Source organism: Parapedomonas caeni (genome assembly GCF_041060555.1).
Classification (GTDB): domain Bacteria; phylum Pseudomonadota; class Alphaproteobacteria; order Sphingomonadales; family Sphingomonadaceae; genus CAUJIW01.
Map to the genome: position 1 here is coordinate 1 of NZ_JBEUDS010000032.1, position 14,239 is coordinate 14,239.

A 14,239-nucleotide genomic window follows, 5' to 3' on the forward strand; every position below is an offset into this window, starting at 1 on the left:
AAGGCATGGCCGAACTCAACCAACCCATGATCGAGGAGGAAAATCAGCCCCTACACATCACCGCCAAAGCCGCCTGACGATGGCCCACGGCCACAGCCGAAATTACACCACCTTGACGGACGCGACCCGAACCGCGCGGTTCCTTGGCCTTTCTGCCCCGCACCCGCGCACGGAGAACGTTCGACAGGGTAGAAATGGCGGAGGGGATGGGCCTCACATCCAACCTTCTCCAGTCTAAGACTTTGTTTTATATAACGATTGAAAATTCCTGGTACGCAGCGTCAGAGTACCTGCACTCAATTCCGCTTTTCCATGGGCAATGATCCTCCGAGGTCGATGCCTTCGACCCGGTCAAGCCAGCGATACAAGAGCGCCCACGGGACTGCACGTCGCTTCTCCTCTGCCACAAGCGCATCTGACAGCTCCCCGATGAAGCGGCTTGGGCCTACGAACTTCGAAGCGACGGAAAGGGGGAGATCGTTTGCCGTCTCGATACCCTTGGCCAAGTCCCGGATAGATTCAATCGACAGATCGATCGCGAAGATGTCTCCGGAAACTGCGGTTGGGCTCGGAGAGAAGTTTCGGTCAGGGGCTGACCGTCGAAAAACTGCAGCAAGCAGAGCATTCAGTTTCTGCCCTCCCCAAGTCAAAAGCGTTCCCCCGTTCAATTGCCAACGAGCCGGATCATACCCATTGAGACGTGCCAGCGCCCATATGATGCTACGGCTCGTTGGTAGAGCAGGCCCAGTAGCCTTGATCTTGGCGAGCGGGTGAGACTTTTTGGCATTATCTCCGAGGTAAGCCGCCCCATCGCCTCCCGCCAGCAGCCGTCGCATTGCACCGGCGTGGAACAGGGCGCCACCTGTGGTCGCTGCATCCGCGTCACGGAATGCTGTGTCGCCAGTGCGGATATCGACGACGGAGCTACTGACCCCGCCGGCGATGACGGTATGGATCCGCCCCGCATCTCCCTCATCGATCAGCCGATCAGACGGCACGAGGGCCCCGCGCAAATCCACGAGACAGCCCGTCGCCAGCATGTCATGCACGACCCGAGTGTGCTCGGCTGTTCCGGCTTCGGCAGCCAAATGCTTCTCCGTTAGGGAGCGGTCCTCACGAGTTGCGCGCCAGGCAAGGCTAAGTACCTGCTGAAACCGAACTGACGGGCGATCGTACTCATACACGTCGTCAAGGTCTCCACGGCGACCACAGTCCAGCAACGCCTGCATGAGCTGTTCGTCGTCGTCTGAACTCCGGAATCCGACCACTCTGCAGGTCCCAGTTCGACGGTTTCCGCGACCTATCCGCTGTAGGAAGCCGTTAACGCTTCGCGGCATCTCGGCGAGTACGACGGTATCAACGTCTCCGATGTCGATCCCGATCTCCAACGTCGATGTGGCCACACAGACGCCAAATCGGTCGCTTCGCATCTGTTCCTCTACGCGCTCCCGCTGACCGGCAGGCAAGGCCCCAAAATGGAGATGAACCGGCCACCGGGTGCCGGAGAGCTCCTCGTGAAGATGCGCCGCCATGGCGTGCGCACCATTGCGGGAATTTGTGAAGACGAGCACTTTCTCAGCGCCCGCCCTCTCGAGCCACCGGGCGAGCTGCCGGGCCTTAGCCCGGTCTGCTTGTCCGGGCTCCTCTACGACGACATCGACGAGCTCCAGATCGATTTCGCGCGGCGATCCATGAGACAGTACCTTCGCGTCTTCGCCGAGCCAGAGCGCCGCAACTGCCGGCATGTCGTCCAGCGTCGCGGTCATTCCAACGATCTGAAAGTTGTCCCGAGGAGACCTTGGCGGCTTGGCCGCACTCCGGATACGAGAGATCACGTGCCGCAGTTGCTGGCCGCGCGCTTGGCCATGGAGCAGATGAATTTCGTCCACTACCACCGATCGCACCGAATGCAGAAGTTCCGGGTGCCTAAGCTGCAGAGAGTCGAGCGCCTCCGGGGTCACAACGACGCAGAACGCCCCTTCTGCGCGTGAGTACTCATGGCGGTCGCCAGTGTAGCGAGCGATCGTCCCGGGGTGCTTGATACCCAAGTAGGTGACCAGGCGCTCGTAGAGGTCATTTACGAGCGCCTTGGTCGGCGCCACATAGATCGTGGACAAAGCCCCGCGTTGGAAACTTACATGCCGCTGATAGAGGGGCGCGACGGCCGCTTCCGTCTTGCCAGAAGCTGTCGGCGCGGCGAACAGCACGTTTTGACCACGAACGATCTCCGGCATCACGGACGCTTGGCCCGGATATGGCTGCCGTCCGGCGAAGAATATCGAAAAGGCGTCCGGCATCATACGCGCCAGTTCGGCTCGGCTGTTACTCATCCCAGGGCATCACCTCCCCTGAAATTTGCTTCGCTGCGTCATCAATAATCGCGAGTAGCTCATTGTGCCCTACGGCCGCTGACTGGCTCAGCAGCACCGCGGCCGGAAGACCGGCCATCTTCGTCCAGTTCCGAAGCAACTTCTCGGTGTCTGGTATCTGCTCGAACCGCTCCCTCAGCACGGCAGCAATCTGCGCGCACAAGTCTGGATCTGAAAGCAAGTCCACTTTTGGCCCAAGGTGGCTTGAGGCCTCGGTCAAGAAACGGATTGTCCATGCCTCGTAATCAGCAGCACTCGGTGGAGCGAGGTGCACGACCTCATCCGGCGAGTGAATAAGCACGCTCATCTCACCAGCCTTTCTCTTGAGGTCTTGCGTGTCCTCACCCTCAGTCAAGCCGACGAACAAACCGAAGTGCGGGCCTTCTCGCCAGAACGGCGGAACTCCCGTCATGTCGTAATCACAATTTGGATCCTGAAGGTCCTTTCGAGGGGGATGCGCACATCGCGCTAGCACATCGAAGAAATTGCTCGCCCGAAGGTACCGATTGATTGAATAAGTCCTGACGTGCTCCGCTTCATCGATGATCAAGGCCAAGCCCCGATATCCCAACGCCTTCAGCACTTCGTGCAGAACGACCAAGTGAAACGCATAGATGAGTCCGGTGTCTTTGGTCTGTGGCATCGTCGGGATCTTCCCCCGGTAGCCCTCCCGCCACGTGACCTTCCGTATTGCACTAATGAGCTTGACCTGTCCGGCCAGCCAGTCGACCGCGGAGACATACTCAGCGTCGTCGCGGCGATGCGCAAGAAACTGTAGCGCTTCGATGCCGTTCCCAAACCACTGCGATGCCTTCAGATACTTCAGCGACCGCACGTCCATCCACTTATCTCGAATCTCCTTGATGAGATCGAAGAAGTCCTCGTTCCGGCTGCCATCGCTGCGCATCGGGAACTCTAGGCCCGTGATAAGTTCTTGGTAGACCGAGAACGGCTTGGCCGGATCGGCAGCTTTTGGGTCGAGCTCGATCGATGCCGTCACCCACCCCTCACGCAGCGCAATAGCTCTAACAAGCCTCAGGTGGTGGGATTTGCCTGAGCCATAGTAACCCATGAAGATACGAGACGCGCCGCTGCGAGGAGCATCATCAAGGATGCTGCGCACATTGGCGGAGATTTGGTCCCCACCTATCGTCAGCTTGATCAGTTGGTCGGGGTTCGATGGCACCACTCCCAGATTGACTGCCTCGAACGATTGCCTGAAGGCCAAGTCGGTGCCTTCTCGTACTGGCGCCGAGTTTATGACCGGACTACTGCCATTCGGACGAGGCAGCAGTTCTCCAACCTCGACATCGAACGTCTCTCCGAAGAACTCAACGGTAGCCGTCTCGCCGAGCAGAGCGAGAACTCGGCCGATGCCGAATTCCTCGTGCTCAACTTGATCGCCAGGCTTGATCACGCGTCCTCCCCCTCCAGAGGAGGTTCGTTGTCGTTCACAAAGTCGCTAGCCTGCTCGTTGCTGATTGCGCGTTGGGCCTCGCGTTGGTTGTTCAAGAAGCGACAGTACTGGTAAACGAAAAAGCGCGGCTTGGGCGTCTCGAAGAGGCGATCCTTCTGCGCCTCGACAATAGCCTTCATGTTCGATTTCTGCAGACCCTCATCCCATTCGATATCGTATGCTTTGGCGAAAACCGCGAGAAGTCGGTCGCCAATCTGAAATATGACATTCTCAGAGTTGGCTTCTTCGATGTTGATCAGGGGCACCAGCGGACTGCCACGCGAAAATGCGACCGTCCCGATGCGATCCTGGAGCGCTCGATATGTACTGATCACCTCTGATCGAAAGTCGGGTGTCGCAGCGTACAAGAACATCACGCCGCCAAACTCGCCTTCGGCGTTCTGGTTGATCATTGTGAGGAGGTTTTCGATGGCTTGCTTCTGCTTGGCAGACCCGCGTCTAAAGGAAGACGTGCGGGTTCCTTCATCGAACGCGATCAGAAATCCGCGATAGGCCATCCGCGTACGAAGGAACGCGATGACCGTCTTCAGGCGCCGGAAGGCGTTATCATCTCGTACCGGTTCGAAGAGGCCTAACGCCTTCAGCCCCGCCGAGCGGACGTTGTCGCCCCTGATCCATGAGATCAGTTCGTTATCGGCTACCGCTGCTGTGGCACCGCAGTTTGTCTTCAGGAGACGCTTGCTCAGTGCGGTCAACGCCGAGGCCATCTGCGTATCCGGCGCTCCCTTCCACAGACCGCCGAGTTGCTCCTCAATCTGCCGCTGGACCAGATCGGGAACATCGTCACCTGGCTCAGCGCCAAGTTGCCGTATTCGCGTACTGACCCAACTGTCGATCAGGATCTCGATACCCTTTGAATCTCCGGTATCGGCGTCAGCAGGCGGTTGGAACGACTCCATAATGGCGCGAAAGATGGCCGCCGGGGAATTAAACGGACACTCGGCGCCGACGGTCACGAGAGCAGTTACGACGTCGTTCTCGGACGCTCGCTGAGCAAGACTGTTTATGAACTGCGTTTTTCCGCTTCCATAATCGCCCTCGAGGTACTTGAAGCACCCAATGCCGTCCGCGAGATCACCGCGGAAATAATTCTGATCAAGCGCATCGATAATTGGTTCTGTGCCAACATTGATGAAGTAGGAGTCGCGCCCGGGTGCGATTGGGGCATTCAGAAGCTTTTGGATCAAGCGCCGGGCATCGATCTTAGATATGGCAATGGTCATCGTGTCACCCCTATTACTTTCCCACGCGCCGGATATAAATCATCGGCCGCACGATGGTGCCTTCGGTGTTTCCGGGAACGAAAAATGCACGTGACTTTGAGCCATGCGCTTGATTGAGAGTTGCAGGCACGAGTTCGAAGTTGGGGCCTGATGCGCTATCGCGATTTCGACGCCAGTTTATCAAGTTGATAATAAAAACAGCCTCGGGAACGTCTTCGAAATTTCTTCGCGCCGGGCTGTTCCAGAAGCGGTCATCCTGCACGGCAACCTTGAAGAGACGCGCCACATCCGCGATCAGGACGTTTTCGTCTTCGTTGAAGTGTCGCGCCATTCCCCAGGCGAGAGAAAGCCGATCCAGAAAACGATCGACAGGCATCGTCCACTTCTCGACGATGCGTTCAGAAGCTTCGTAGGCTCTTACTACATATTCGACATCCGCCGGAATCTTCGAAATCATGGCGTAGTGTGGCGTCATCGACCATGACCAACTTAAGCCACTCTTGTCTGGCACCAAGACAAAACGGTCAGCAAAGAAGTGATTGTCTTTGTTGCCCGTGGTCACCCCTTCGAGTTGGCGGAGTACCTGCAGAGCGAAGCGCCTTCGGTTCTCCGGATGCCGCATATGGTCGGCATGCGCGTCGACAGCCCTTTGAGCTGCCTCCATTTCACGTCGGATCCCGGGATCCTTCGTGGCATCTTCGGGGAGGGACAGGGCAAGTAACTCTTGCTGTCGCTCAATCGCAGCTGGAGGGAGATCAAGACCCTCGGCACGAGTCTTTCCCTGCCCAAGAATCCGCGGCAAGCGCGCTGCGAGAATTCCCTTTGCGTTTGCGAGAAGCCCATTCTTCTCAACGTATCTTTCAAGTTCTGGGAATAGCTGGGCGTCGGCTGTGTCAGACATCGTTCTTCTTTCTGTCAAGACTGAGTCACATCGAAGAGTGACTTGTCCATTTTGCGGAGCAGCGGCGGGTATTCGCTGCAGATCAGGGCCAAGCGACGCGCAGGCCGGGAAAGCGCGACATACGCCCGGTTCAAAGTGAAATTCAGCGCTGCGCTCTCGACGCCTTCCAGGCCCAGCACGATGCATGCGTCGAACTCAAGGCCCTTGATGCGCTCCACCGAGGACGTCAGCAGGCCGTCGCCGGATGCGGCCCAAATCGGGGCAAGAGGAACATCGATAGCTGCCAGTTCCTCGCGAAGAACGTTCAGCGCCTGCTGATCCTCGTTGATCTGTAGAAGAGCGATACTCGAGACCACATCAGATCGGCGCAGAACCGCCGCAAGCTGCTTGATGCGGCGAGCATGATCTCGGTGAGGCGCCACAATCAGCTGGGGCTTTTTGTCCTCAAGCGTGCTGTTCACGTCAAAAGTCGGCCTTTCTCGAAAGGCTATCTCGTAGAAGCCCTGCAGGAAGCGACCGATCTGTTTGCTCTGCCTCATGTTCCGAGCAAACGGATAAATCTGCTCGGCGCCCTTGCCCCGCAGCGAGCGCCCGATGTGAAGCGCTTCGGCGTCACGCATGCCCTGCACGGGGCTCACGATTTGCCGGAAATCTGCGGAAACGGTCAGTGCGCCGTCCGGGTCCACGAGCGAGCCGAGAAGCGACGCCTCCGCGACCGTAAGGTCCTGCGCCTCGTCAATCGCGACGTGCGTCCACCGATCACCATCAACTGTGGCCGGACTCAGCGCTGAAGGTATCTCTCTGAAGCGCCCTGCCGCCTCCAACTCTACCGGCAGAGCAAAGCGAAGAAGCCAAGCGATCCACGGAACGTCCTCGGGGCCGTAGGTTCTATCGCTCCATTCACGTTGCGCGTTGGCGAGGATCTCGGCTTCGTTCACGCGGCCGCCCGTCCCGCGCCGCATCCGATAGGCCGCTTCCGACTCCCTTGTTCCGAAGTAGCCCGCGATGGCGCTTAGCGGGTCGTACACCCAATACAGCCATTGCTGGAAAGCTTCATCAAACTGCCGACGCACCGCTGGATTCATGTGATCGCGCGCATCAGCGTATGGCTGTGCCACCTTTGAGAATATGGCTGCCATTGAAAGAGCGGACGAGGCCGGATCACGCCCCATATTGGCGGTCTCTGCCGAGCGCCGGAGGGCCGATGCCAGTGTTGCGAGCTGGGTCGCTACACCTGGTGCCAAGGTGGACCATTTGGCACCCGCTCCTTGTTGCAGGCGTTCCACCACTTGATGCTCATAGAGTTCCCAAAGGCGAACGAGGTCGTGCTGATCGGAAAGCCCTAGGATGGCGGTTCTCGCCGCGATCTCCAATTGGGAGAGCCTCTTTTGCCGCGGGCGTGCGTTGTGCTTATACAGCCAGACCTGATCGACATAGTTGCTGACAAAATCGCTGACGCCTTCAACGACAGACGCAGGGATCGCTAGCTGCTTGCTCAGCAGGGTCTTTGCCTGACCAGCCAGATTTTCATTTGCCAGGAAAACGCGCGTGAGGTCTGGCGCGTACTTCACCAGCCGACTTCCGTCGTCACGCTGGTCCTGCTGATCAAAGAGAAAGCGGATCCGCTGAAACGCGACGGTCGTCTTTCCTGATCCCGGTGCGCCAGTCACGATCATGAGGCCGCTCATCCGCGATACGAAGGCCTGCACCTGATCCTTCGTCATCTCCAGCTTGACGGCCTTCAACCCGGTCTTGGGCTGCACAGCACGCGTAGGACGCACTGCACCACCAGGCTGGTAGACTGCCGAAATCTGTGGCAACGCAGCGTCGAAGCGCGCTTTTGCTATAGGTTCAACGCTACGAAGCTTGAAGCCACTTGCCTTCACGTCTCGGAAGTCGCCGATGTCTGTGGATAGGGCCAACTGGATGCCTGGATGCGTCCAGGACAGAACGGCAATGTTGGAAGAGCCATCCCGAAACACCTCATTCACTGAGGATTCGACGTTCGCATACCAGAGCTGCTCTTTCTCGATGACCTCACCACGCTCGCCCACAACCTCGGTGTAGACTTCGACCATGGCTTGGAATGGGTCCGACATGATCGCTTCGAGGGCAGCGAGACGTTTATCTGCATAGTCCCTGCGGCCCAGATCGTGTTCGGTGGGGCCGTGCAGCGCACTTCCAGAGAGCACAGGCGCTCGAAACCGGGCGAACTCATGCTGCGCGCATCGAACTGCTGCTAGCGCGTTCGCCTGGTCGCGTGAAATTCGCTTGCTCAAGTCATCGTGCTCAATCGGTGCGTTCATAGCCACCCTCATCAATCCCGATCAGGGTATGCGTTTTTCGTATCTCTTGACAAGTGGGCCTGACGATGCTTATTCTGTCTTCTCGCGCGCGAGGCCGATGTTTACCTGAGGCCGCCCAGACAGGCACGAGCCTGCTCCCGCATCACCGCGTAGTCGGTCAGCATATCAGCGATGACCGAGCCCTCCGGCAGCAGGGCCAGCTCCTCTGCCGCTCGCGCCTGGAACTCCCTGCGGTACTCGACGACTGGTGGACATGTCGCTTGTCCGCCAACGTCAGAACTGACCGTCGCGCAGCCGCTCAGCCAGATCGTCGCGAGAACGAGGACGGCGCGCCGCCGCGTCGAGCATCCGTCGTTGGGCGTCATGGGTTTTCTCCATGGTCTTGAGCCGTTCGGCCAGCCGACCAGCCCGCTCGCCGGAGCGGCGCAGGGCCAGCAGGAACAGAAGGATCGCGAGGGCGGTGATGCCGTAGCGGAGCGCTGCGCGCGCCCATGCCGATCCGGCGTGCGTGGCGACGAGTCCGCCAATCACCGACGCCCCCGCTTCCAGTCGTCGAGCCGGGCGTAGATCGTGACCGCGATGAACACCCAGCGGAGCATATCGAGATACGGGACGAGCGGCAGGATGGCGGTCTGCGTCTCCGCCAGCACCTGCTGCGCCACCTCGACGCCAGTCGCTCCGAGCGTCGCGACGCCCGCCGCGCCACCGCCTTTCTTGGTGCGGCTCTGCGCCAAGACCTCGCGCACGGGCGGGATCTCGGCCGCGAACGGCACCGCACGCGCAGCGAACCGTTCGCCCTACTGACGCGCCGGGCCGAGGTCGATGTGCATGAAGCCCGAGCGCGGATAGAAGCCAAAGCCGAGGAACCCAACGTCCCGTGCCGTGGACACGAAGGCCACAGGATCGTGGTTCGCCATGGCGATTCGAAGGCCGCGCCATCCTTATGCTTCGAGCGTGTGGCGCCGTCCACGGCGCGGTTGTGCTCGGAACTGCGATAGGCCGAGCGGACGATCAGCGGCTTGCCAAGCCGGTCGCGGAGCGCCTGCAGCTTGTCGAGGGCCGGTTCATTGATCAGCAGCTTGCCGGTGCCCCGGCAGGCGATCTCGGCGGGCGAGAAGTTCTTCCAGCGCCAACGGTTGCTGGGCACATCGCGCCAATGGCGATAGGTGATGGCAGTCATGAGCGGTCTCCGGACAGGATGACGCCCACCCCTCTGCAAAAGAGGGGCGGGCGCGAAGGATGGGATGGAAGGCGCGGCGTGAGGGCCGGTCGGCCCCATGCCGCGGCGGTTCGGTTCAGGTCAGCAGGTTACCGGTGCAACCGTGCCGATCGCGCGGACGGCGCGCCTTCACGCCGAGAGGGAGCGGCGCGGTATCCGGCAGGGCCGAACCTCCGCGCCCTGCCTTCCCCGCCGGCATCGCCAGCAGCGCGCGGCAGGCCTCGGCGAGCGCGCAGGCCGCGGCGCGGCGCAGCCGGACGGCGGCAAGGCTTTCGCGGCTCATCGGCCCAGCCTTTCCTGGATGACGGCGGTGAGCGCGGCGAGCGAGGCGGCGAGTTGGCGGTCGGCCTCGAGCCGCTCGCGGTCATAGGCGAGCCGCTCCCTGGCGGTGGTCATGCGCTCCCACACCAGCCAGCCGATGATGAGGCCGGCCGGCCCGAAGCGGGTGGCAAGCTCGAGGATGAGCGATGGCTCCATGATGCTCCTCCTTTCATGCGATCAGCCGGCAGCGAGGAAGGTGATGCCGGCAAGCGAGCTGAACACGGCATTCGATCCCTGGAGGATCACCTCGCCCGCGGGCGTCACATCGACCCGGTAGGCGCCGCCGCCCGACCAGCAGGCGAACATCAGCCGCGCAGGTGGGCGATAGCCGGCAAGCAAAGTGAACACGGTGCCGTCGCTCCCGGCCTGCATCAGCCCCTCGATGCTCACCCGCCCATGGGCATCGCGCCAGTAGCGGGGTGAGGCATAGCCCGATCCGTAGCCGATCCAGCCGAGGGCCAGCGTCGGGATCTGCATCGCCTCGGCCGGCAGGTCGCCCCAGGCGCTGCCGGAGAAGGTCACGAGCCGCTGGGCCTGCTCGTCCCACAGCCGCCAGCCCGCGCGCGGCACGAGGAAGCGCCAGCCCGATTGCCACAGTGCGATCCGGCCGCTCTGACCCGTCCACGCACCGGTGGCGCCGGGCCCGACGATCCACGCCTCGCCCTCGGCGGGCGCGGCCGGCGGGGCGGAGAGGTGGCGGCCCTTGACCCGCCCCTGCACCAGGGCATCGAGCAGGATCAGCGCCTCGTTGTGGGTCACCTCCTTCTGCGCCTGGGCGGCATCGATGAAGGGCAAGGCAAGGTTGGGAGTGGTCGTCACAGGGTCACCTCCAGGGCTGCGCCGCGCCCCACCCGCTCGCTCAGCTGGTGGATGCGGCAGGTCACGGCAGGTTGCACGGTGCCGAAGTCGGCGATCTGGTCCGCAGCCGGGTAGAGCGCCTGCGGCTGGGTGGTGGCGATGGTGCGCCTGACGCTGCTGCCTGCCATGATGTCGATCTGATATGCCTCGCCCGCCTCGCCGAGCGGGGCATCGACATGGTCGCTCCAGGGCGCGGGCCAGCGGGTGCGGCGGATCCAGCGGATCGCCAGATCGCCCGCGCCGTTGCGCTCACCTCGCGCATGGACGGGAGCAAGCGGGATCAGCGCGCGCGCCTGCCAGGCAAGGCTGATGATCGGCGCATCCTCGGCCCGGGTGCCGAGCGAGACCGCGCGCCATTGGCGCAGCGCCCCGCGCTCGGCCAGCGGCAGGGCGAGCCGGGCGTTCCCGGCGGAGCCAGTGAGCAGCACGAAGCGCTCGCCTGGGCCATGGGCGCCGATCGCATCACCGGTGCCGCGCCGCCCGCGCAGCAGGGTGGCAAGACGCCAGGTGCCCGGCGCGACCAGTTCGGCATCGCGGAACTGGATCACCTCCCCGCCGACGAGGCAGGCATTGGCGCCGGAGAGCACCGCCGCCTCGCTCACGCTCTCGAGCGTGTCGGACGGATCGAGGAGGCTGACGGTGAGGCTGCTTGCCCGGTCCCAGACATGGGGCGAGGCCGGTGGCAGGACGTCGAGCGCGGTGCCGAGCACGGCTGCCTCGGTGAGGTCGGCGAGCCGCTCCCAGGTGGCGCCGCCATCGGCCGATCGCTCGAGCACCGCGCCGCGCCAGCCGGCCGAGGCCCCGGCCGCGGCGAGCAGCAGGTGCGGCCCGTCGTCCTCCTCGCGCAGCAGCGGCAGATCGAGGAGGTGGGCGGTGGTCACCCCGGGCAGCAGCACTTCCTGCGGCGGCACCGGGGCCGGCGCGGCGCTGGCGATGCGCGAGAGCGCGGCGGCGCCGTCGGTCACCGCCTCGACCAGCAGGCTGCCCGGCAGGCGCAGCTCGCGCCGGGTGACCCGCAAGGTGCGCGCGCGGCCCTCGCCATCCAGCACCACCAGCTTGTCGCCCGGCTCGACGTGGAGATAGGCGATCGGCAGCTGGCAGGTGACCGTGTCGCGCCCGAGCCACTGGAGCCAGACCATGCGCTCGGCGATCGCCTTGGCCTCGGAGGCCTCGAGCACCAGCGGCAGGTCGACCGAGAGATCGGCGGTGCTGGGGCTGGTCGAGCGGCGGGCGCGCTGCGCGTTCACCTGGTAGTCGCGCGCGGGATCGAGGTGCTGCACGGTGATCTGGCGCGGCAGTTCGGCCTCCGCCGTGCGCCGGAGCTCGAGCGGCGGCGGCTCGCTGCCGAAGGGGTGGGCGCCGAGTTCGCCGGCGGGCACCCGCGCGACCGGCGTGCCATCGGCGGGGAAGAAGGCGAGCGCGCCCTCGATCTCGGCGGCATCGAAGAAGAAGGCGCTGCGCAGCGGCTCGAGCACCTGGCGGATGCTTGCCGGGCGCGCCACGGCATAGCCGGCAAGGTCGATGCGCCCGGTGCGCGCGGCATCGAGGAAGGGCACGCCGGCGAGGCTGCACAGCTCCTCGATCACGCTCGCCACCGTGGCCGAGGCCTGCGCCTCGACCTCGAAGGTGAAGTTGGGGATGCGGTTGCCGAAGTCGGCAAGCTCGAGGCGCTCGAACACCACATAGGCAAGACCGCGGTGCGCCGGGCAGCCCGCCGCACCGAGGGCTGCCTGCATGGCGGGATCGGGCATCTGGTCCTCGCTGCCGGGGTAGACGCGCAGCGCCTCGGCGTGGCGCTGCACCCCGTCGGCATCGCGGAACAGCTTGCCGTCGGCCCAGATGCGCCGCACGCCCGCGATGGGCCCGCGGCACAGCGCGATCGCGCAGTCGACATGGTAGCTGTAGGTGGTGGTGGTGGTCTTCGCCCCGCCGCCCTTGCCGCCCTGCTTCGTGGTGGTCTTGGTCTCGATGAGGCCGGTCGACCAGATGAGATTGCCGGCGATGCGGCCCGTCCCCCACAGCCGCGGGATGGGCTGGCCGTAGCTCGAGGCCTGCACCGCCAGATCGGCAAGACGCGGGCCCTCGGCGCTCACCGTGGGGGCGAACAGGGTGCGGTCGAGCGCCGAGCCGATGAGGCCGCCGATCGTGCCGCCCAGCGGCCCGCCGATCGCGGTGCCGACCGCGGAGAGGACGAGCGAGGCCATCAGTCCGCCTCCTCCTGCGCCACTCCCGGCAGGCGGAAGGCGGCAAGGATGCGCTGCGCCCAGTCCGCGTCGATGCGGTGCTCGACCACCCGGCGCCGGGGCGCATGGGCGTGGATGATCGCCGGATCGCCGGCAAGGTCGGAGCGGATCGCGAGATGCTGCGCGCGGCCCTCGATGGCGATCAGCAGCACGTCGCCGGGCCGGGCGGCGGCCGGATCGATGGGCTGCATCAGTTCGTGCGCGAGGCGGGCGAGCAGGTCGCTGTCGGGCCGGCGGGCATAGCCGGTGATGTCGAAGTCGGAGAGGCCGAGCTCATGCGCCACGGCGATGACGAGGCCGACGCAGTCGACCCCCACCCCGCGCCGCCGCCCCTGGTGGCAGAAGGGGGTGCCGAGCCAGCGCCGCGCGGCGGCCACCACCGCGGCGCCGGTGACGCGGGCGGCAGGCTCAGCCATGGACGATCTTGCCCCCGCCGCGCAGCGTGCCGGTGCTCGTGCTGCTGGGGATGATCACCGGGAACAGGCAGGCATCGTTGGGGATGTCGGGCAGGCCGAGCTGGGCCCAGTCGGCGACGTTGGAGAAGTTCGCCAGCGGCATGGGCAGAGCGGTGCGCGGGCGGGTGACGGTGATCCCGGCACTGCCCGCCGCCCCGGTCGAGGCCGAGAGCGTGACGCTGCTCACCCCGCGGATGTTGCGCCCCTGCTGGGCGGCGGTGCGCAGGCCGTCGAGGCTGAAGAGGCGCCCGGCCGCCAGACTGCCGCCCACGGCGAGCGGGTTGAGGGTGCCGGTCGAGCCGTCATCGAAGGTGACGGTGAAGGTGGCGTTGGCCGCGGTCGCGCCGCCGGGGCTGTAGATCTCGTACCACCACTGCAGGTCGGAGAAGTCCGCGCGGCCGATCCGGTCCGCTGCGACGCCGAGCGTCTGGACATCCACGCCAACCGTTTGCGCGCTCGTCACCGAGAGGTTGAGCCCGCCCATGTGCGCCAGCCGGTCGTGGATCTCCAGCGTCGTGGCGCTGGCGCTCGAGACCGCCCAGAGCCAGGCGAGATAGCTGCGGCGCGGCGCGGCCTGGTTGGCAAAGGGCAAGGCGCCGACGAGGGCCCCGGTGCAGACCTCGGCCGCACCGGGGATGGCGCCCTGCCCCGGCGTGCCGGTCGCGCGCCACAGCGAGGCATATTGACCGGCAGAGCCGGAGCCGAGGGCGATGGAGCCCTTGTCGATGACGATGCGACTGGCGCCGTTGGCAAGCGCATCGATCAGCTGGTCACGGGTGGTGATCGGCATGGCTGGGGTCCTCGGGTTCAGGGCGCAGGGTCGGGGGTCACATCGGGCCAGGCCGCGATTGCGGCGCGGCGGCGGGC

The 14,239-nt window shown here is 64.1% G+C and carries 14 protein-coding genes and 1 pseudogene; 1 reads left to right on the plus strand and 14 read right to left on the minus strand.

Going from position 1 to position 14,239, the window contains the following annotated elements; translation table 11 throughout:
- Positions 1 to 296: 296 nt before the first annotated feature.
- From ABU113_RS15700 to ABU113_RS15715, 4 genes are read right to left on the minus strand one after another with little or no spacing between them, the layout of a single operon-like run.
- Complete coding sequence (locus ABU113_RS15700) at positions 297 to 2,330, minus strand: DEAD/DEAH box helicase (protein WP_454560446.1); 2,034 nt, start codon at positions 2,328 to 2,330, stop codon at positions 297 to 299.
- A complete protein-coding gene (locus ABU113_RS15705) occupies positions 2,323 to 3,786 on the minus strand; it encodes a BREX system ATP-binding domain-containing protein (protein ID WP_454560447.1) in 1,464 nt (487 codons plus the stop codon). The genes ABU113_RS15700 and ABU113_RS15705 overlap by 8 nt, the downstream gene beginning before the upstream one ends.
- Entirely contained in the window at positions 3,783 to 5,069 is a 1,287-nt protein-coding gene (locus ABU113_RS15710; protein ID WP_454560448.1) for a BREX system ATP-binding domain-containing protein, read from the minus strand. Before ABU113_RS15710 ends, ABU113_RS15705 begins: the two co-directional genes overlap by 4 nt.
- Before the next feature lie 13 nt (positions 5,070 to 5,082).
- Entirely contained in the window at positions 5,083 to 5,970 is an 888-nt protein-coding gene (locus ABU113_RS15715) for a hypothetical protein (protein WP_454560449.1), read from the minus strand.
- Positions 5,971 to 6,007: 37 nt separating this feature from the next.
- On the opposite strand from ABU113_RS15715, the gene ABU113_RS15720 reads away from it, so the two are divergent.
- Entirely contained in the window at positions 6,008 to 6,109 is a 102-nt protein-coding gene (locus ABU113_RS15720; protein WP_454560455.1) for a hypothetical protein, read from the plus strand.
- A 2,268-nt stretch (positions 6,110 to 8,377) separates the two neighbouring features.
- Here the strand turns inward: ABU113_RS15720 and ABU113_RS15725 are convergent.
- From ABU113_RS15725 to ABU113_RS15770, 10 genes and pseudogenes are all read right to left on the minus strand, one after another.
- Complete coding sequence (locus ABU113_RS15725; protein WP_454560450.1) at positions 8,378 to 8,641, minus strand: hypothetical protein; 264 nt, start codon at positions 8,639 to 8,641, stop codon at positions 8,378 to 8,380.
- The gene (locus tag ABU113_RS15730) at positions 8,550 to 8,807 is read right to left on the minus strand and encodes a hypothetical protein (RefSeq protein WP_454560456.1); all 258 of its coding nucleotides are present in this window, start codon (positions 8,805 to 8,807) and stop codon (positions 8,550 to 8,552) included. The genes ABU113_RS15725 and ABU113_RS15730 overlap by 92 nt, the downstream gene beginning before the upstream one ends.
- Positions 8,804 to 9,049, minus strand: coding sequence for a hypothetical protein (locus tag ABU113_RS15735; RefSeq protein ID WP_454560457.1), 246 nt, complete (start codon positions 9,047 to 9,049; stop codon positions 8,804 to 8,806). Before ABU113_RS15735 ends, ABU113_RS15730 begins: the two co-directional genes overlap by 4 nt.
- A 164-nt stretch (positions 9,050 to 9,213) precedes the next feature.
- Positions 9,214 to 9,555, minus strand: a pseudogene (locus ABU113_RS15740) (D-Ala-D-Ala carboxypeptidase family metallohydrolase); the annotation flags it as partial.
- 16 nt (positions 9,556 to 9,571) lie between these two features.
- Positions 9,572 to 9,778 (minus strand): hypothetical protein, encoded by a 207-nt coding sequence (locus ABU113_RS15745; protein WP_086620100.1) that lies wholly within the window; start codon positions 9,776 to 9,778, stop codon positions 9,572 to 9,574.
- The gene (locus ABU113_RS15750; RefSeq protein ID WP_086620099.1) at positions 9,775 to 9,972 is read right to left on the minus strand and encodes a hypothetical protein; all 198 of its coding nucleotides are present in this window, start codon (positions 9,970 to 9,972) and stop codon (positions 9,775 to 9,777) included. The genes ABU113_RS15745 and ABU113_RS15750 overlap by 4 nt, the downstream gene beginning before the upstream one ends.
- Positions 9,973 to 9,993: 21 nt before the next feature.
- Complete coding sequence (locus ABU113_RS15755; RefSeq protein ID WP_188236021.1) at positions 9,994 to 10,635, minus strand: DUF2793 domain-containing protein; 642 nt, start codon at positions 10,633 to 10,635, stop codon at positions 9,994 to 9,996.
- Entirely contained in the window at positions 10,632 to 12,878 is a 2,247-nt protein-coding gene (locus ABU113_RS15760; RefSeq protein ID WP_454560451.1) for a phage tail protein, read from the minus strand. The genes ABU113_RS15755 and ABU113_RS15760 overlap by 4 nt, the downstream gene beginning before the upstream one ends.
- Positions 12,878 to 13,333, minus strand: a complete 456-nt coding sequence (locus tag ABU113_RS15765) for a C40 family peptidase (protein ID WP_188236023.1) — start codon at positions 13,331 to 13,333, stop codon at positions 12,878 to 12,880. The genes ABU113_RS15760 and ABU113_RS15765 overlap by 1 nt, the downstream gene beginning before the upstream one ends.
- The gene (locus ABU113_RS15770) at positions 13,326 to 14,162 is read right to left on the minus strand and encodes a hypothetical protein (protein WP_188236024.1); all 837 of its coding nucleotides are present in this window, start codon (positions 14,160 to 14,162) and stop codon (positions 13,326 to 13,328) included. Before ABU113_RS15770 ends, ABU113_RS15765 begins: the two co-directional genes overlap by 8 nt.
- Between the last annotated feature and the right edge of the window lie 77 nt (positions 14,163 to 14,239).

Excerpts from the sequence above, each read along its gene's own strand:
- ABU113_RS15700 (WP_454560446.1), bottom strand. The coding sequence starts at position 2,330 with ATGAGTAACAGCCGAGCCGAACTGGCGCGTATGATGCCGGACGCCTTT.
- ABU113_RS15710 (WP_454560448.1), bottom strand. The coding sequence starts at position 5,069 with ATGACCATTGCCATATCTAAGATCGATGCCCGGCGCTTGATCCAAAAG.
- ABU113_RS15715 (WP_454560449.1), bottom strand. The coding sequence starts at position 5,970 with ATGTCTGACACAGCCGACGCCCAGCTATTCCCAGAACTTGAAAGATAC.
- ABU113_RS15725 (WP_454560450.1), bottom strand. The coding sequence starts at position 8,641 with ATGACGCCCAACGACGGATGCTCGACGCGGCGGCGCGCCGTCCTCGTT.
- ABU113_RS15745 (WP_086620100.1), bottom strand. The coding sequence starts at position 9,778 with ATGAGCCGCGAAAGCCTTGCCGCCGTCCGGCTGCGCCGCGCCGCGGCC.
- ABU113_RS15750 (WP_086620099.1), bottom strand. The coding sequence starts at position 9,972 with ATGGAGCCATCGCTCATCCTCGAGCTTGCCACCCGCTTCGGGCCGGCC.
- ABU113_RS15760 (WP_454560451.1), bottom strand. The coding sequence starts at position 12,878 with ATGGCCTCGCTCGTCCTCTCCGCGGTCGGCACCGCGATCGGCGGGCCG.
- ABU113_RS15765 (WP_188236023.1), bottom strand. The coding sequence starts at position 13,333 with ATGGCTGAGCCTGCCGCCCGCGTCACCGGCGCCGCGGTGGTGGCCGCC.
- ABU113_RS15770 (WP_188236024.1), bottom strand. The coding sequence starts at position 14,162 with ATGCCGATCACCACCCGTGACCAGCTGATCGATGCGCTTGCCAACGGC.